General features: G+C 67.3%; 15 protein-coding genes. 13 read left to right on the top strand and 2 right to left on the bottom strand.

Annotation, left to right across the window (positions count from 1 at the left end; genetic code table 11):
• Positions 1 to 114: 114 nt before the first annotated feature.
• Entirely contained in the window at positions 115 to 654 is a 540-nt protein-coding gene (locus ABNQ38_RS25080) for a c-type cytochrome (protein ID WP_377808578.1), read from the bottom strand.
• A 387-nt stretch (positions 655 to 1,041) separates the two neighbouring features.
• Here ABNQ38_RS25080 and ABNQ38_RS25075 point away from each other — a divergent pair, with 387 nt between their 5' ends.
• The 3 genes from ABNQ38_RS25075 (at position 1,042) to ABNQ38_RS25065 (ending at position 3,325) form a co-directional block, all read left to right on the top strand.
• Positions 1,042 to 1,827: a 3-deoxy-manno-octulosonate cytidylyltransferase gene (locus ABNQ38_RS25075; protein WP_377808577.1), complete on the top strand. Its 786-nt coding sequence runs from the start codon at positions 1,042 to 1,044 to the stop codon at positions 1,825 to 1,827.
• Positions 1,828 to 1,910: 83 nt separating this feature from the next.
• The gene (locus ABNQ38_RS25070) at positions 1,911 to 2,777 is read left to right on the top strand and encodes a prephenate dehydratase (protein ID WP_109051966.1); all 867 of its coding nucleotides are present in this window, start codon (positions 1,911 to 1,913) and stop codon (positions 2,775 to 2,777) included.
• A gap of 239 nt (positions 2,778 to 3,016) precedes the next feature.
• Positions 3,017 to 3,325, top strand: coding sequence for a hypothetical protein (locus tag ABNQ38_RS25065; protein WP_377808576.1), 309 nt, complete (start codon positions 3,017 to 3,019; stop codon positions 3,323 to 3,325).
• A gap of 8 nt (positions 3,326 to 3,333) precedes the next feature.
• On the opposite strand, the gene nudC is transcribed toward ABNQ38_RS25065, so the two are convergent.
• A complete protein-coding gene (gene nudC, locus ABNQ38_RS25060; RefSeq protein ID WP_377808574.1) occupies positions 3,334 to 4,254 on the bottom strand; it encodes an NAD(+) diphosphatase in 921 nt (306 codons plus the stop codon).
• A 176-nt stretch (positions 4,255 to 4,430) separates the two neighbouring features.
• Between nudC and hisN the strand changes: the two genes are divergently transcribed.
• From hisN to rpmB, 10 genes are all read left to right on the top strand, one after another.
• Positions 4,431 to 5,213 (top strand): histidinol-phosphatase, encoded by a 783-nt coding sequence (gene hisN, locus ABNQ38_RS25055; protein ID WP_377808573.1) that lies wholly within the window; start codon positions 4,431 to 4,433, stop codon positions 5,211 to 5,213.
• Positions 5,214 to 5,223: 10 nt separating this feature from the next.
• Positions 5,224 to 5,736, top strand: a complete 513-nt coding sequence (locus ABNQ38_RS25050; RefSeq protein WP_377808572.1) for a hypothetical protein — start codon at positions 5,224 to 5,226, stop codon at positions 5,734 to 5,736.
• Between the two features lie 81 nt (positions 5,737 to 5,817).
• Positions 5,818 to 7,674 carry an extracellular solute-binding protein gene (locus ABNQ38_RS25045; RefSeq protein WP_377808571.1) on the top strand — a complete coding sequence of 619 codons (1,857 nt, stop codon included), beginning with the start codon at positions 5,818 to 5,820 and terminating at the stop codon, positions 7,672 to 7,674.
• A 74-nt stretch (positions 7,675 to 7,748) separates the two neighbouring features.
• Entirely contained in the window at positions 7,749 to 9,608 is a 1,860-nt protein-coding gene (locus ABNQ38_RS25040; RefSeq protein WP_377808569.1) for an extracellular solute-binding protein, read from the top strand.
• A gap of 60 nt (positions 9,609 to 9,668) precedes the next feature.
• Positions 9,669 to 10,778: a microcin C ABC transporter permease YejB gene (locus tag ABNQ38_RS25035; protein ID WP_377808568.1), complete on the top strand. Its 1,110-nt coding sequence runs from the start codon at positions 9,669 to 9,671 to the stop codon at positions 10,776 to 10,778.
• On the top strand, positions 10,778 to 11,863 hold the full coding sequence (locus tag ABNQ38_RS25030) for an ABC transporter permease (protein WP_377808567.1): 1,086 nt from the start codon (positions 10,778 to 10,780) through the stop codon (positions 11,861 to 11,863). The genes ABNQ38_RS25035 and ABNQ38_RS25030 overlap by 1 nt, the downstream gene beginning before the upstream one ends.
• Positions 11,864 to 11,902: 39 nt before the next feature.
• Positions 11,903 to 13,543, top strand: coding sequence for an ABC transporter ATP-binding protein (locus ABNQ38_RS25025; protein WP_377808565.1), 1,641 nt, complete (start codon positions 11,903 to 11,905; stop codon positions 13,541 to 13,543).
• 68 nt (positions 13,544 to 13,611) lie between these two features.
• Positions 13,612 to 14,610: a methylmalonyl Co-A mutase-associated GTPase MeaB gene (gene meaB, locus ABNQ38_RS25020; RefSeq protein WP_377808564.1), complete on the top strand. Its 999-nt coding sequence runs from the start codon at positions 13,612 to 13,614 to the stop codon at positions 14,608 to 14,610.
• Between the two features lie 228 nt (positions 14,611 to 14,838).
• Complete coding sequence (locus tag ABNQ38_RS25015; protein WP_377808563.1) at positions 14,839 to 15,594, top strand: hypothetical protein; 756 nt, start codon at positions 14,839 to 14,841, stop codon at positions 15,592 to 15,594.
• 241 nt (positions 15,595 to 15,835) lie between these two features.
• Entirely contained in the window at positions 15,836 to 16,135 is a 300-nt protein-coding gene (gene rpmB / locus ABNQ38_RS25010; protein ID WP_012973047.1) for a 50S ribosomal protein L28, read from the top strand.
• Positions 16,136 to 16,365: the final 230 nt, after the last annotated feature.

Here is a 16,365-nt window from a genome sequence, read left to right as displayed (position 1 = left end):
GCTTCGCCGGTCGGGCGCTACTCCGGACAAACAAAAGGCCCCGCCCTCTTGCGAGAGCGGGGCCGTTTTTTCTTCCGGCCGCGGCGGCGCCCGGTACCCTGTTACTGGAACACGTTACTGGGGCAGCGGCTGCGGGCTGTCGGCCAGCGAGCGCAGGTAGGCGACGACAGCCGCGCGGTCCTCATCCTTCTTGAGGCCGGCGAAGGTCATCTTGGTGCCCGGGGCGTAGCCCTTCGGATCGTAGAGGAACTTGTTCAGCTCGTCATAGGTCCAGGTACCACCGGTCTTGACCAGCGCGTCGGAGTAACCGAAGCCCTGCATATGGCCCTTCGGACCGCCGACGACTCCGAACAGGTTCGGACCGACCTTGGCGGCGCCGCCCTTGTCGAAGCTGTGGCAGGCGGCGCAGGCCTTGGCCACCTTCTGGCCGGCCTCCGGGCTGGCGGCGGCGAGTAGCGGCGCGATCGGCGCCGGACCGGTGGAAGCGGCACCCTTGTCGGCGGGCGCGCTGGCCCCCTCGGGCGTCGCGACGACATAGACGCTCTTTTCGAGCGGCTTCGAATGAACCAGCACCTTGGACGCGAATCCGGCCAGCATCGCGATCAGCCCGGCCAGCAGCACGGCGCCGAAAACCTTGTTCCACTCCATGCTCATTGATGAGCCCCTTGTTCCCTAATTTCAGTACACTCGGCGTTTCTCCCGCCCGCGGCTGAACGCGCCGCGGCTACCATAGCCCGCGGTCCGAAGCTTGTCATAGCCCGGCGGACCGCGAAAAAAGGTCGCATACAAATTTGTCGCAGTCACCAACCACTTAATTTGCTTGCGCATTACGCTGCATCGCAAAACAGCGGAAAGGCAGGCTCTGCGGCTCCATGGCAGCTCCCAGACCATCCCCCATGCCATCGCTCGACGCCGCCCCTTGACGCCGCCCCGGCGTCCGTGGTTCACCCGCGCCAGACAATCGTCACGAATCCGAGCGTCACGAATCCAGGCGTTCCGATTCCCTGACCCACCGGACCTTCCCACCGGAGTTTCCGCGCCATGCCGACCGCCGCCCCCGCCAGCACCTCCGTCGCCCGCCCGGCCAACCCGGTCGTGGTGATCCCGGCACGCATGGCCTCCGTCAGGTTGCCCGGCAAGCCGCTGGCCGACATCCTCGGCGCGCCGATGATCGTCCATGTGCTGCGCCGCGCCATGGAGGCGGAAATCGGCCCGGTGGTGGTCGCCTGCGCCGAGCCCGAGATCGCCCGCGCGGTCGAGGCCGCCGGCGGCACCGCGGTGCTGACGCGCCCCGACCATCCCTCGGGCTCCGACCGTATCTTCGAGGCGCTGCAGCTGATCGACCCGGAAGGGCGGCACGATGCGGTGGTGAACGTGCAGGGCGACCTGCCGACCATCGAACCGGAGAGCGTGCGCGCCGCCTTCGCCCCGCTGGCCGACCCGGAGGTCGACATCGCCACCCTGGTCGCCGAGATCACGCGGGAGGAGGAGCGGACCAACCCCAACGTGGTGAAGGCGGTGCTGGAGCTGCCGGCCGGAGCCCGCCAGGGCCGCGCGCTCTATTTCACCCGCGCCACCGCGCCGACCGGCGACGGCCCGCTCTATCACCACATCGGCCTCTATGCCTACCGCCGGGCGGCGCTGGAGCGATTCGTGTCGCTGCCGCCGTCGGTGCTGGAGCAGCGCGAGCGGCTGGAGCAGCTGCGCGCCCTGTCGAACGGCATGCGCATCGACGCGGCGGTCGTTGACGCGGTTCCGCTGGGTGTCGATACTCCCGCCGACCTGGAGCGCGCCTGCGCCCTCCTCGCCGGCCGCAAGGCCGGCTGAAACCTGATGACCTCCGGCCGCAAGGCTGGCCTGCACCTGATATATCGGTCTCATATTTAAGATCCGCCGGGGGAATTCCGCTCATGGGCACGTCCAACATCATCGCCTTCCAGGGCTTCCCCGGCGCCTATTCCGATCTGGCCTGCCGCAACGCGCGGCCGACCATGACGACGATGCCCTGCGCCACCTTCGAGGACGCCTTCTCCGCGGTGCGCGACGGACGGGCCTCGCTGGCGATGATCCCGGTGGAGAACTCCATCGCCGGCCGTGTCGCCGACAACCACTATCTGCTGCCCGAAGGCGGCCTCCACATCATCGGCGAGCATTTCCAGCGGGTGAACCACCAGCTGCTGGCGCCGAAGGGTGCCACGCTGGACAGCATCCAGACCGTGCGCAGCCACATCCAGGCATTGTCGCAGTGCCAGACCGCCATCCGCGGCCTGGGCCTGCAGGCGATCAACCATGCCGACACGGCGGGGGCCGCGAAGGAGATCGCGGCGATGAACGACCCGCGCCATGCCGCCATCGCCTCCTCTCTCGCCGCCGAGATCTACGGCCTCGACATCCTGAAGAGCGGGATCGAGGACGCCACCCACAACACTACCCGCTTCCTGATCCTTGCGCGCGAGCCGAAGCTGCCGGCGCAGGGCTCCTGCAAGACGATCACCACCTTCGTCTTCCGTGTGCGCAGCGTGCCGGCCGCGCTCTACAAGGCGCTGGGCGGCTTCGCCACCAACGGCATCAACATGACCAAGCTGGAAAGCTACATGGTCGGCGGCCATTTCACCCAGACCCAGTTCTACGCCGACGTGGAAGGCCATCCCGACGAACGCCCGCTGCGCCTCGCCCTGGAGGAGCTGGACTTCTTCGCCCGCGAGGTGAAGATCCTGGGCGTCTATCCGGCAAACCCCTTCCGCTATCAGGAAAGCCAGCGCGTCGGCGAGGACTGACCTTCTCCCGCAACGCCGCAAGTCTTTTCGCAGTTGCCGCAAGTCACGCGTCATTCCGCCGCAGTGATACGACTTAGCCTTGGCCGCGTCCGGCGGGCGCTGGGCAAGATTAGCGGAAGTTGTTATACAGGAAACACCGGCAAGCGCCGGTTCCACAAGAGTCCGACTACAACAGAACACCACGGCGGCTGACGGGTGACACCCCGCCGACGGCCATGGCGCCACGGATGGAGGTTGCCATGCTCACGATGGACGATTGTCTGGGATTGGCCAATCTGGAGACGGATGAGGTGGCGCAGATCGCCGCCCACGAACATCTCCCCTTCATGGCCGCACTGGAAAAAGGCGCTTCGCTTCTGCACGAGCCCTGGGGCGATGCCGCCGTCCGCCAGATGGTGTGGGACAATCTGTGCTGCGCCACCTGCCGCAGCCCGGCCGAAACGGCCTCCCTGATGATGCTCTACAACGACACCTGCACCCGCCACCCCAACCCCTTCGACCGCCGCCGCTCCCCCACGCGTGCGGTGGGGCCGCAGCAGCGGCATTAGGGAGGCGATCACCCCTCCGCCATCCATTCCCGGATCAGACGGTGGGCGATCGAGTCGGGCCGGGCGAGGCGGAAATTCTCGTCCGGGGTGTGGGTGCGCAGGAAGTCGCGGTCGAACCAGTGGGCGCTTTCCAGCTCGTCGTTGCCGGTGTCGATGTCGAAGCTGGTGGCCCGCGCGGTAAAGCCCAGCATCAGCGAGGACGGGAAGGGCCAGGGCTGCGACGAGCGGTACTGGATGTCCGTCACCGTCAGCCCGACCTCCTCGAACACCTCGCGGGCGACGGTGTCCTCCAGGCTTTCGCCCGGTTCGAGGAAGCCGGCCAGCACCGAATGCATGCCGGGCGGGAACCGGCTCTGCCGGCCCAGGACCGCCCGGTCGCCGCCGTCATGGACCAGCATGATCACCGCCGGGTCGGTGCGCGGGAAATGATGGGTGGCGCAGTCGGGATTGGTGCAGATCCGCACATGCCCGCCCTCTGCCGTTGCCGCCGGCGAGCCGCAGACGCCGCAGAAACGGTGGCGGGCGTTCCACCACACCATGCCGCGGGCATAGGCGCACAGCGCCGCCTCGCCTTCTGGCATCAGCGGGCCGGTGACGCGCAGATCCTCGAACCGGCCATGGCCGCGCAAGGCCGGCAGCGCGTCCGGGTCCTCGACCATCGACAGGTCGACGGTGAAGACCGGCGTGCCGTCCGTCAGGCCCCCAGTCATTAGGCCGAGAAAGATCGGCACCGCGTCCAGCCCCTCCGCCGGCAACAGGACGGCGCGGGGCGCGTCCTCCGGACCGGCGACGAAGCTTTTGGTCTGCCAGATCGGCAGGACGCGGGAGGCGGGGGCGAGCCAGGCTTCCGTCAGCCAATCCTCGTCCTTGCGGCGGAGGGAGGCGCGGTCGATGGGCGTGGCGGCGTAGATGTTGGGTCGGTTCATCATGGCCGGTCGAGGCTGCCACAAGCTGCGGCGGGCGGAAAGCCCCCGCGGCGGATGGGCTGCCCGGCGGAAACCGCGACCTCCCCTCAAGCGGCAGCGGGAGCCTTTCGGGTTTTCGCAGCGGACCCGCGCCGTTAGGATGCGGCACCCGATATCGACAAGATCCTCAAGGAGCGACCATGACCGAACCCTGCCCCGCCCCGATGGTGGCGCTCGCCCAGCGGTTGGCCGACTCCAGCGGCAGCGTGGTCCGCCGCTATTTCCGCACCCCCGTCGCCATCGACGACAAGGCCGACGCCTCGCCGGTCACCATCGCCGACCGCGAGGCCGAGCACGTCATCCGCACCATCATCGAAAGCCAGCGCCCCCACGACGGCATCTATGGCGAGGAGCACGGCACCAAGAACCTGGACGCCGAATGGGTGTGGGTGATCGACCCCATCGACGGCACCAAGTCCTTCATCACCGGCCGGCCGATCTTCGGCACGCTGATCGCCCTGCTGCACCGGGGCCGCCCGGTGCTGGGCATCATCGACCAGCCCATCGTCGGCGACCGCTGGATCGGCGTCGAAGGCCGCCCTACCACCCACAACGGCCAGCCGGTGCGCGTGCGCCCCTGCCCCGGCGGGCTGGGTGCCGCCATGTTCGGCACCACCTCTCCCGACCTGTTCCCCGGCAGCGACTACGAGGCTTACCGCCGCGTCGCCGCCAAGGTGAAGACGGCCTCCTACGGCGGCGATTGCTACAGCTACGGCCTGCTGGCGTCCGGCTATTACGACCTCGTCGTCGAGTCGGGGCTGAAGCTGTACGATTTCGCGGCGCTGGTGCCGGTGGTGACCGGGGCCGGCGGGCTGATGACGGATTGGGAGGGCAAGCCGCTCGACGCCAACTCCAGCGGCCGGGTGATCGCCGCCGGCGATCCCCAGACCCACCGGGACGCCATGACGGTGCTGGCAGGCTGAGGGACACGACATGGCCGCCATCACCCCTCCCGCCCGTTCCGTTTTCGAAACGTCCCCCGAGAAGCTGCGGCCCTTTCTGGAGGGGCTGGCGGTGCGGGTGTCGGGCGGGTCGAACTGGATGGTGCGCAAGAAGACCGTCTGCGACCTGCTGCTGGGGCTCGACGCCTTCTTCGCCCTGCCGGCGGCCGAACGCAGCGCCCTGATGGCCAATGGCGGCGCCTCTCCCGACATCGCCGTGGCCGAGGGCAAGGCCGAAGGCGGGCCGGAGGATTTCCGCAAGGTCCTGCCGCTTTATGTCGGCGCCATCCTGGAGGGGATGCGGGAGACGGTCATTGCGTCCCCGGAACAGGCGGCGATCTATCTGCTGTCGATCCATCCGGAACATCAGGCGGCGGCGGAGGGCTGGATGCTGGCCGACCCGCGCAACGGAAAGTCGGTGCGCAGGCTGATGCGGACCGACCGCCGCTATCGCCAGTTGATGGACCGCATGGCCGACCATTGGCGTGCGGCACGAAGCAACTGAGTTGAGAACCGGAATTGCGCTTGACCGGGGAGCGGGCGTGGCAATCTAACCAGAACGTCCGCTCCCCATACAGGACCGCCGATGCGCCGCCTTCTCGCCATTGCCGCCACGATCCTGACCCTGTCCGCGCCAGCAGCGGCCCTTCTCACGCCCGCGCAGGCCGCCACCCGGACCGTCACCGCGCTGAAGCAGTTCGGCGAGCCGCAATTCCAGCCCGGCTTCACCCATTTCCCCCACGTCAATCCCGACGCGCCCAAGGGTGGGTCGGTCGGGCTGGCCGAATCGCAGCCGGGCACCTACGACAGCCTGAACACGCTGATCCTGCGCGGGGTGCGGCCGCGCACGCTGGGGCTGATCTCCGACACGCTGATGGTCGGGTCCGGCTGGGAGCTGGACGCCGCCTACGCCCACATGGCGGAAAGCGTCGAGGTGCCGGACGATTACGGCTGGGCGGTCTTCACGCTGCGCCAGGGCGCCCATTGGCATGATGGCGCGCCGATCACCAGCGCCGACGTGGTCTTCACCTGGGACGCGATCCAGGCCCATGGCGCGCCCTTCATCAAGTCCTTCCTCGACCGCACCGCCAAGGTGGAGGCACTGGATGACCGCCGTTTCAAGATCACCCTGACCGGCACCGGGGAGATCAAGCCGATCATCGACTTCGCCACCACCTTCTCGCCCCAGCCCAAGCATTGGTGGACGTCGAACGGTCGCGACATCTCCAAGACGACGCTGGAGCCGGTGCTGGGCAGCGGCCCCTATCGGATCAAGACGGTCGATGCCGGCCGCTCCATCACCTATGAGCGGGTCGCCGACTGGTGGGCGAAGGATCTGCCGACCGCCCGCGGCTTCTACAATTTCGACATCGTGAAGGACGACTTCTACCGCGACGACGATGTGATGTTCGAGGCGTTCAAGGCCGGCGCCTACGATTTCCGCGGCGAATACCGGGCGCAGCGCTGGACCACCGGCTACGATTTCCCGGCCATGAAGGACGGCCGCGTCCGGACGCTGGAGGTGCCGAGCGAGTTGCCGCTGGGCGCCCAGGGCTTCCGCCTGAACACCCGCCGCGACAAGTTCGCCGACCCGCGCGTCCGCGAGGCGTTGGCCCTGCTGTTCGATTTCGACTGGATCCAGAAGAACATCCTGTACGGCCAGTACAAGCGGACGCTCAGCAACTTCCCCAACTCCGACTTCGGGGCCAAGGGTCCGCCCGGCCCGGCGGAACTGGCCCTGCTGGAGCCGTTCAAGGCGCAGCTGTCCGAACGATTGCTGACCCAGCCCTTCACCCTGCCGACCACCGACGGCAGCGGCAACAACCGCGCCCAGGTGCGCGAGGCGACCCGGCTGTTCAAGGAAGCCGGCTGGGAGGTCCGCAACGGCAAGCTGACCAATGGCAAGACCGGCGAGGCGATGGCCATCGAGTTCCTCGACGGCACCGGCGCGCTGACCCGCGTCATCCAGCCTTATGTCGAGAGCCTGCGCCGCGTCGGCATCGACGCGTCCCTGCGTCTGGTCGACACCGCCCAGTATCAGGCGCGGCTGGACGAGTTCGATTTCGACTCGATCATCGTCAACCTCGCCTTCTTCACTCCACCGGGCACCGAACTGCGCGGCTATTTCGGCTCGGCCGCCGCCGGCCTCAAGGGATCGGCCAACTATTCCGGCATCCACGACCCGGTGGCCGACGCGCTGATCGAAAAGGCGCTGACGGCGAAGGATCTGGACAGCGTGCAGGCCGCCACCCGCGCGCTCGACCGTGTGCTGCTGTGGGGGTTCTACATGGTGCCGCAATGGCACAACCCGGAAAGCTGGGTCGCCCACAAGGCGTGGCTGGCCCATCCGGCGGTCTGGCCGAAGTACGATCAGGATTATCGCAGCACCAATTTCCCGGCGACCTGGTGGGTCGATCCGGCTGTCAAGGCGGCGCAGCCTTGATGACGCCCCATTGCGGCGCTAACTCCATCGGTCTGAACGCTTTTCGTGAAAACAAGCGAGGGAGGGGATCGGGAATGACGGGTCGGATGCGGTGGCTGGGCACCGGTATGGCGGCGGCAGCGGTGATGATGGCGGCAGCGCTTCTGCCGGCATCCCCGGCCGCGGCTCAGGAAAAGGGCAGCCACGCCCTGGCCCTGTACGGCAAGCCGAAATACGGGCCGGACTTCCAGCATCTCGACTATGCCAATCCCGACGCCCCGAAGGGCGGCGAGGTCAAGCTGATGGCCTTTGGCGGCTTCGACAACCTGAACCCCTTCATCCTGCGCGGGCAGGCCGCCGCCGGGGCCGGGCTGGTGTTCCAGACCCTGACCACCAGCAACGGCGACGAGGCGATCACCGAATACGGCCTGCTGGCCGAAAGTATCGAGGTCGCGCCGGACCGCACCTGGGTCGCCTTCACCCTGCGGCCGGAGGCCCGCTTCCACGACGGCCAGCCGGTCACGGCGGACGACGTGATCTGGAGCTTCGACACGCTCAAGGAAAAGGGCCACCCGCTCTACCGCACCTATTACGCCGACGTGGTTAAGGCGGAGAAGACCGGGGAGCGAACGGTCAAATTCTCGTTCCGCGATGGCAACAATCCAGAGCTTCCAGTCATCATGGGCCAGCTGCCGGTGCTGCCCAAGCATGCCTTCGCCAACCGCGATTTCGCCACCACCACCCTCGATCCGCTGATCGGCAGCGGCCCCTACAAGGTGGTGGATGTGCAGGCCGGCCGCGCCATCACCTATGAGCGGGTCAAGGACTGGTGGGCGAAGGATTTGCCGATCAACCGCGGCCGCTACAATTTCGACCGCATCCGCTACGACTATTATCGCGACCTCGACGTCGCCTTCGAAGCGTTCAAGGCCGGCGCCTATGATTTCCGGCTGGAGAACTCGTCGAAGAACTGGACCACCGGATACAACGTTCCGGCGGTGCAGAACGGCCAGATCATCAAGGAAGAGATCAAGCACGAGGACCCGCAGGGCATGCAGGCCTTCGTCTTCAACATCCGCCGTCCGGTCTTCCAGGACCGCCGCGTGCGCGAGGCGCTGAACTATTTGTTCGACTATGAATGGACGCGGGCCAACCTGTCCTACGGCCTGTACCAGCGCACCAAGAGCTATTTCGCCAACACCGAACTGGCCTCCACCGGCCTGCCGTCCCCTGAGGAACTGAAGCTGCTGGAACCCTTCCGCGGCCAGATCCCGGACGAGGTGTTCACCAAGCCCTACGAGCCGCCGAAGACCGACGCCAGCGGCAACATCCGCGGCAACCTGCGCACCGCGCTGGGCCTGCTGAAGGACGCCGGGTGGGAGTTGAAGAACGGCAAGCTGGTGAATGCGCAGGGCCAGCCCTTCCGCTTCGAGTTCCTGCTGGTCCAGGCCGACATGGAGCGCATCGTCCAGCCCTTCGTCCGCAATCTGGAACGCGCCGGCATCGAGGCTCAGATCCGCGTGGTCGACAGCGCGCAGTACCAGAACCGCACCGATAATTTCGATTACGATATGATTATCGAGCGCTTCCCGCAGTCGTTGTCGCCCGGCAACGAGCAGCGCGATTACTGGGAATCCTCGCGTGCAGACCAGCCCGGCAGCCGCAACTCGATCGGCATCAAAAACCCGGCCATCGACAAGCTGGTGGAAACGCTGATCGCCGCCCCCGACCGCCCGTCGCTGATCGCCGCGACCCGGGCGCTCGACCGCGTGCTGCTGTGGAACTGGTACGTCATCCCGCACTGGCACGACACGGTGTACCGCGTGGCCTATTGGAACCGTTTCTCCCATCCGGCGGTTGCCCCAAAGTACGGCCTGGGCTTCCCGGATAGCTGGTGGATCGACGCGGACAAGAACGCGAAGCTCGCCAACAGCGCACGCCGCACGGGACCCTGAACGATAGTCTGGTCTAAGCTGCCATTTCCTTGAGGATTGGGGAGGGTCGGGACACCCGCGATGCTGGCCTACATCATCCGCCGCCTGTTGCTGATCATCCCCACCCTGTTCGGGATCATGGTGATCAATTTCCTGATCGTGCAGATCGCCCCCGGCGGCCCGATCGAGCAGATGATCGCCCGCGTCCAGGGCACCGCGGTGGAGGCGACCTCGCGGATCGGCGGCAGCGCCGGCGGCGATGCCAACGCCGCCCAGCGCCAGAACCAGACCGGCGGCGACAGCGGCGGCAAGTATCGCGGCGCCCAGGGGCTGGACCCCGCCTTCATCAAGCAGCTGGAGAAGGAGTTCGGCTTCGACAAGCCGCTGCACGAACGCTTCATCCACATGATGTCGAACTACATCATGTTCGATTTCGGCACCAGCTACTTCCGCGACCGCCGCGTCGTCGATCTGGTGCTGGAAAAGATGCCGGTGTCGATCTCGCTCGGCATCTGGACGACGCTGATCGTCTATCTGGTCTCCATACCCTTGGGCATCGCCAAGGCGGTGCGCGACGGCCAGCCCTTCGACGTCTGGACCTCGGGCGTCGTCATCGTCGGCTACGCCATCCCCAGCTTCCTGTTCGCGGTGCTGCTGATCGTGGTGTTCGCCGGCGGGCGCTATCTCGACTGGTTCCCCCTGCGTGGGCTGGTCTCGGACAATTGGGGCAGCCTGCCCTGGTACAAACAGGTGCTCGATTACTTCTGGCACATGGCGCTGCCGGTGTTCTCCATGGTGATCGGCGGTTTCGCCGGCCTGACCATGCTGACCAAGAACTCCTTCATGGAGGAGATCGGCAAGCAGTATGTCACCACCGCCAGGGCCAAGGGCCTGACGGAGAACCGCGTGCTGTACGGTCATGTCTTCCGCAACGCCATGCTGATCGTCATCGCCGGCTTCCCCGGTGCCTTCATCGGCATCCTGTTCACCGGCGCCATGCTGATCGAGGTGATCTTCTCGCTCGACGGGCTGGGGCTCTTGGGCTTCGAGGCGGCGATCAACCGCGACTATCCGGTGATGTTCGGCACGCTCTATTTCTTCACGCTGCTGGGGCTGATCATGAATCTGGTCGGCGACATCACCTATGTGATGGTCGATCCCCGCATCGACTTCGACTCGCGGAGGGTGTGATGACTCCGCTGACCCGGCGCCGGCTGGCCAATTTCAAGGCGAACCGCCGCGGCTTCTGGTCCTTCTGGATCTTCCTGGTGCTGTTCATCGTCTCGCTGGGGGCGGAGTTCATCGCCAACGACAAGCCGCTGCTGATCGAATACGAGAACCACTATTACTGGCCGGTCTTCCACACCTATCCGGAGACGACCTTCGGCGGCGAGTTCGAGACGGAGACCGATTACCGCGACCCGTACGTCCGCGACCTGATCGCCGCCAAGGGCTGGATGGTCTGGCCACCGATCCCCTACAGCTACCGCACCATCAACTACAATCTGCCGGTCCCGGCCCCTGCCCCGCCGTCCGCCGACAACTGGCTCGGCACCGACGACCAGGGGCGCGACGTGGTGGCGCGGCTGATCTACGGCTTCCGCATCTCGGTGCTGTTCGGGCTGGTGCTGACCGTTTTCTCCTCGGTCATCGGCGTCGCGGCCGGTGCGGTCCAGGGCTATTTCGGCGGGCTGACCGACCTGTTGTTCCAGCGCTTCATCGAGATCTGGCAGGGGCTTCCCACCCTGTTCCTGCTGATCATCCTGGCCAGCGTGGTGACGCCGACCTTCTGGTGGCTGCTGGGCCTGCTGCTGCTGTTCTCTTGGACGGCGCTGGTCCATGTGGTGCGGGCGGAGTTCCTGCGGGCGCGCAACCTCGATTACGTGCGGGCGGCCAAGGCGCTGGGGGCCGGCGACGTCACCATCATGGTGCGCCATGTGCTGCCCAACGCCATGGTGGCAACGCTGACCTTCATGCCCTTCATCCTCAACGGCTCGATCACCACCCTGACCGCGCTGGATTTCCTCGGCTTCGGCCTGCCGCCCGGCTCGCCGTCGCTGGGCGAACTGCTGGCCCAGGGCAAGAGCAATCTCCAGGCGCCGTGGCTGGGCCTGACCGCATTCTTCGTGCTGGCAATCATGCTGAGCCTGCTGATCTTCATCGGCGAGGCGGTGCGCGACGCCTTCGACCCGCGCAAGACCATCGCCCAGATGTCCACCGCGATGCCCGGAGAGGCCGCCGCAGCGACGGCGGCGCGCAAGGAAGCCGCGGAATGACGACGACCGTGAGACGATGACGACCGTGAAGAGCCCGACATGAGCCTGATGCCCCCCAACCCCGACCTGCTGTCCGTGCGGGGCCTGCGCGTCGATTTCCGCTCGGGCGCCGGCGCGACCCAGGCCGTCAAGGGCGTGTCCTTCGACATCCAGAAGGGCGAGACGCTGGCGCTGGTCGGCGAATCGGGATCCGGCAAGTCGGTGACGGCGCTGTCGATCCTGCAGCTGCTGCCCTATCCGATGGCGCATCACCCCGCCGGCTCGATCCGCTTCCGCGACACCGAGCTGCTGGGCGCCGAGGAGAAGACCCTGCGGCAGGTGCGCGGCAACCGCATCGCCATGATCTTCCAGGAGCCGATGACCTCGCTGAACCCGCTGCACAGCATCGAGCGGCAGATCAACGAGACCCTGTTCCTGCACAAGCGCCTGTCGGCCGGCGCCGCCCGCACCCGCACGCTGGAACTGCTGCGCCTCGTCGGGCTGCCCGACCCGGAAAAGCGGCTGACCGCCTACCCGCACGAGCTGTCGGGCGGCCAGCGTCAGCGCGTGATGATCGCCATGGCGCTGGCCAACGAGCCCGACCTGCTGATCGCCGACGAGCCGACCACCGCGCTCGACGTCACCATCCAGGCGCAGATCCTGGCGCTGCTGAAGGATCTGCAAAGCCGCTTCGGCATGGCGCTGCTGCTGATCACCCACGATCTCGGCGTCGTGCGCAAGATGGCGGACCGCGTCTGCGTGATGAACCAGGGCGAGATCGTCGAGCAGGCCAAGGTCGACGACCTGTTCATCCGCCCGCGCCACGCTTACACCAAGAAGCTGCTGTCGGCCGAGCCGCGCGGCAATCCGCTGTCGCCGCCCGACGATGCGGCGGAAGTGATGGCCGCAGACCGGCTGAAGGTCCATTTCCCGATCAAGAAGGGCCTGCTGCGCCGCACCGTCGGCCATATCAAGGCGGTGGACGGCGTCGATGTCGCGGTTCGCCGCGGCCACACCGTTGGCGTCGTCGGCGAATCGGGATCGGGCAAGACCACGCTGGGGCTGGCCCTGCTGCGGCTGCACGCCAGCCAGGGCGCCATCCGCTTCGACGGCACCGACATCCAGGGCTGGCAGCCGAAGCGCCTGCGCGGCCTGCGGCGCGAGATGCAGATCGTCTTCCAGGACCCCTATGGCAGCCTGTCGCCCCGTCTGTCGGTCGGCCAGATCATCGGCGAGGGGCTTGGCATCCACGGCATCGGCGACCAAAAGGAACGCGAGGCGATGGTCGCCCGCGCGCTGGAAGAGGTCGGCCTGCCGTCCGAGGCGCGCAACCGCTACCCGCACGAGTTCTCCGGCGGCCAGCGCCAGCGCATCGCCATCGCCCGCGCCCTGGTGCTGAAGCCGAAATTCGTCGTGCTGGACGAGCCGACCTCGGCGCTCGACATGTCGGTGCAGGCGCAGATCGTCGATCTGCTGCGCGACATCCAGGCCCGCCACAACCTCGCCTACCTGTTCATCAGCCACGATCTGCGGGTGGTGCGGGCGCTGTCCAGCCACGTCATGGTGATGAAGGACGGCAAGGTGGTCGAACAGGGACCGACCCAGCGCATCTTCGAGGAGCCGCGCGAGGAGTACACCCGCGCCCTGCTCGCCGCCGCGCTGAACCTGGAGGCGGTGGAGTCGCCGGCGGTGCGGACGTGAGTGGGCTTTATCCCGGACCGCTCCGCGGGTAGGGTACCGCTCCCTTCGCACAGACCGACGCCGCCGCCATGACCGACACCGCCCCGCAAGACGCCGCCCGCCTCGCCGAAGCCGTCCGGTCGGGGGACCGGCGGGCGCTGGCACGGGCGATCACGCTGATCGAATCGACGCGCGCCGACCATCGCGTCACCGCCGAAGCGCTGCTGGCGGCGCTGCTGCCCCATACCGGCAACTCGGTGCGACTCGGCATCTCCGGCGTGCCGGGGGTGGGGAAATCGACCTTCATCGAGGCGTTCGGGCTGCATGTCATCGGGCTGGGGCACAAAGTCGCGGTGCTGGCCGTCGATCCGTCGTCGCAGCGCACCGGCGGCTCGATCCTGGGCGACAAGACCCGGATGGTCGACCTGTCCCGCGATCCCGCCGCCTTCATCCGCCCCTCCCCCGCCGGTGCGACGCTGGGCGGCGTGGCGCGCCGCACCCGCGAGGCGATGCTGGTCTGCGAGGCCGCCGGCTTCGACGTGATCGTGGTGGAGACGGTCGGCGTCGGCCAGTCGGAAACCGCGGTTGCCGACATGGTGGACCTGTTCATGCTGCTGCTCCTGCCGGCCGGCGGCGACGAGCTGCAAGGTATCAAGAAGGGCATCGTCGAGCTGGCCGACCTCGTCGTCGTCAACAAGGCCGACGGCGACCTCGCCGCCACCGCCCGCCACACCGTCGCCGATTACCGCCATGCGCTGACGCTGCTGCGCCATGGCGACTGGCGGGTCCCGGTGCTCAGCTGCTCCGCCTTCAAGAAGATCGGCATCGACACGATCTGGGACACCATCGGCGAGCACAAGGCGCTCACCGAAGCCAATGGCGCCCGTGACACCCGCCGGGCGGAGCAGGCCCGCGCCTGGCTGTGGAGCGAGATCCGCGAGACGCTGATCGACCGTTTCCGTGCCCATCCGGCGGTGCGGGCTGATCTGGCGCGCCTCGAGGCGGAGGTGACAGCCGGAACCACCATCCCGGCGGCGGCGGCCCACACCCTTCTCGGGCGCTTCCTCGACCGGACGGAAACCATCTGATCCAACGGGGCATAAACCGTTCAGCTTATGTTGCACCGCAACAAATCCGTTGCACCGCACCAACCGTAGGGCTATTCTGCACCGGGCGGGAAAGGGGCGACGTGCGCCGATTCGACAGTGTCGGTTCGCCTTCGTCGCTTGGGCCGGGGTGCCCGCGGTCTCCTGGGGTTACGCCGGAGCGGCCTTTCCGTTTCCGCCAATATGCCTTGCTCTACGGGAGACAACGCCATGACCGCTCAGCCGACCCCCGCCAACGTCCTGAACCTGTTCAAGACCAACGCCCAGACCACTGCCGCCAAGTCCGCCCGCGTCGCCACGCTGGTGCAGGACGGCTACCGCCGCTGGTTCGACGGCGTCACCGCCTCGGTCAACGACGCCAGCCGCCTGGCCGCCGGGCTGGGCAAGGCCCGCAACCCCGCCGATCTGGCGGCCTTGCAGCGCGACTGGCTGTCCACCACCCAGGCCCGCGTGACTGAGAGCGTGCAGGGCTTCCTGGACGTCTCCACCAAGATCGCCGCCGAGATCACCGCCCTGCCGGCTCCGGCTGCGGAGGCTGCCCCGGTGGCCGCTCCCGTGGCGGCCCCCACCCTGGCCCCCGTCGCCACCCCGGCCCCGAAGGCCGAGGCTCCGAAGCCGGCACCGGTGGCGGCCCCGGTGATTGCCGCCCCGAAGGTCGAGGATCCGAAGGTCGAAATCGCCACCCCGGCGCCCGCCGTCGAGGCTCCGCAGGCTGCCCCCACCTCCGCCCCGGTTCCGGCGGTGACTGCGGAGACCGCTCCGGTCGCCGCCACCGTTGCCGCTCCGGCCGCCGACTCGGTCGAGGTTCCGGTGAAGGAACTGGTCGAAACGGTGAAGGCCGAGACGGCTGCCCCCGCCGCGGCAATCGCCGCCGAGGCGAAGGCCGTGGCCAAGCCGGCGCAGCGCCGCCCCGGCAAGCCGCTGGCCGCCAAGCCGGCGTCGAAGACCTCCCCGACCGTGAACTGACACCCGTCGGCACAAGATTGGCGCGGCTCGTCTCTTCGTCGGATCGAAGAGGCCGCCGCGCTTCGACTCTCCACAATCCCGCAACGACCCCGCGACGACTCGGGCTTTAACGGTTTCATCGCGGTTCCCGGCTTGACGACAGGCTTGACGACGGCGCTTTTGTTCGACTATATAGCGGCCTCCTTCGGGCGGCAGGCCGTCCGTTACCGGGTTTCATTTGCTAAAATAAAGGAACAGTCCGATGGCACGTCGGTGCTCCGTGACCGGCAAGGGCACGCAGTTTGGCAACAACGTCAGCCACGCCAACAACAAGAATCGTCGCCGCTTCCAGCCGAACCTCCAGGAGACGTCGCTGCTCAGCGACAGCCTGGGTCAGCTGGTGCGTCTGCGCCTCTCGGTGAACGCGATCCGCTCGATCGAGCACAAGGGCGGCCTCGACGCCTTCCTGCTCGATGCGAAGGACGCGGTGCTGAGCCTGGATGCCCGTCGCATCAAGCGCCGGATCTCCAAGGCGCAGGAGAAGCAGCAGGCCGCGGCCTGATCGCTTCCCCGATTCTGGGGCGCGTTTGGTGTGCTGACGCGGGGCGCTTGCCGCTCCGCTGAAGAAGTTTAGGACGCGTACAGGACGATTCCGACTCCCGGTAAGAGAGCGGCGCGCGACATCCGAAAGGGTGCCGCGCGTTTCGTCGTTTCAGGACCCGTTATTTCTGGGCCTCTCATTTCTAGGGATGTGAACCATGGAACATCTCCGGGAAGATGTTCCACGCCGTT

Origin of the sequence: Azospirillum sp. A29, from assembly GCF_042604625.1 — a bacterium.
Taxonomy (GTDB): Bacteria; Pseudomonadota; Alphaproteobacteria; order Azospirillales; family Azospirillaceae; genus Azospirillum; species Azospirillum palustre.
This window is presented reverse-complemented; position numbering and strand designations above follow the sequence as displayed.

Bases quoted from the DNA above. Each gene is read 5' to 3' on its own strand.
- ABNQ38_RS25080 (WP_377808578.1), bottom strand. From the start codon at position 654: ATGAGCATGGAGTGGAACAAGGTTTTCGGCGCCGTGCTGCTGGCCGGG.
- ABNQ38_RS25075 (WP_377808577.1), top strand. From the start codon at position 1,042: ATGCCGACCGCCGCCCCCGCCAGCACCTCCGTCGCCCGCCCGGCCAAC.
- ABNQ38_RS25070 (WP_109051966.1), top strand. From the start codon at position 1,911: ATGGGCACGTCCAACATCATCGCCTTCCAGGGCTTCCCCGGCGCCTAT.
- ABNQ38_RS25065 (WP_377808576.1), top strand. From the start codon at position 3,017: ATGCTCACGATGGACGATTGTCTGGGATTGGCCAATCTGGAGACGGAT.
- nudC (WP_377808574.1), bottom strand. From the start codon at position 4,254: ATGATGAACCGACCCAACATCTACGCCGCCACGCCCATCGACCGCGCC.
- hisN (WP_377808573.1), top strand. From the start codon at position 4,431: ATGACCGAACCCTGCCCCGCCCCGATGGTGGCGCTCGCCCAGCGGTTG.
- ABNQ38_RS25050 (WP_377808572.1), top strand. From the start codon at position 5,224: ATGGCCGCCATCACCCCTCCCGCCCGTTCCGTTTTCGAAACGTCCCCC.
- ABNQ38_RS25045 (WP_377808571.1), top strand. From the start codon at position 5,818: ATGCGCCGCCTTCTCGCCATTGCCGCCACGATCCTGACCCTGTCCGCG.
- ABNQ38_RS25040 (WP_377808569.1), top strand. From the start codon at position 7,749: ATGACGGGTCGGATGCGGTGGCTGGGCACCGGTATGGCGGCGGCAGCG.
- ABNQ38_RS25035 (WP_377808568.1), top strand. From the start codon at position 9,669: ATGCTGGCCTACATCATCCGCCGCCTGTTGCTGATCATCCCCACCCTG.
- ABNQ38_RS25030 (WP_377808567.1), top strand. From the start codon at position 10,778: ATGACTCCGCTGACCCGGCGCCGGCTGGCCAATTTCAAGGCGAACCGC.
- ABNQ38_RS25025 (WP_377808565.1), top strand. From the start codon at position 11,903: ATGAGCCTGATGCCCCCCAACCCCGACCTGCTGTCCGTGCGGGGCCTG.
- meaB (WP_377808564.1), top strand. From the start codon at position 13,612: ATGACCGACACCGCCCCGCAAGACGCCGCCCGCCTCGCCGAAGCCGTC.
- ABNQ38_RS25015 (WP_377808563.1), top strand. From the start codon at position 14,839: ATGACCGCTCAGCCGACCCCCGCCAACGTCCTGAACCTGTTCAAGACC.
- rpmB (WP_012973047.1), top strand. From the start codon at position 15,836: ATGGCACGTCGGTGCTCCGTGACCGGCAAGGGCACGCAGTTTGGCAAC.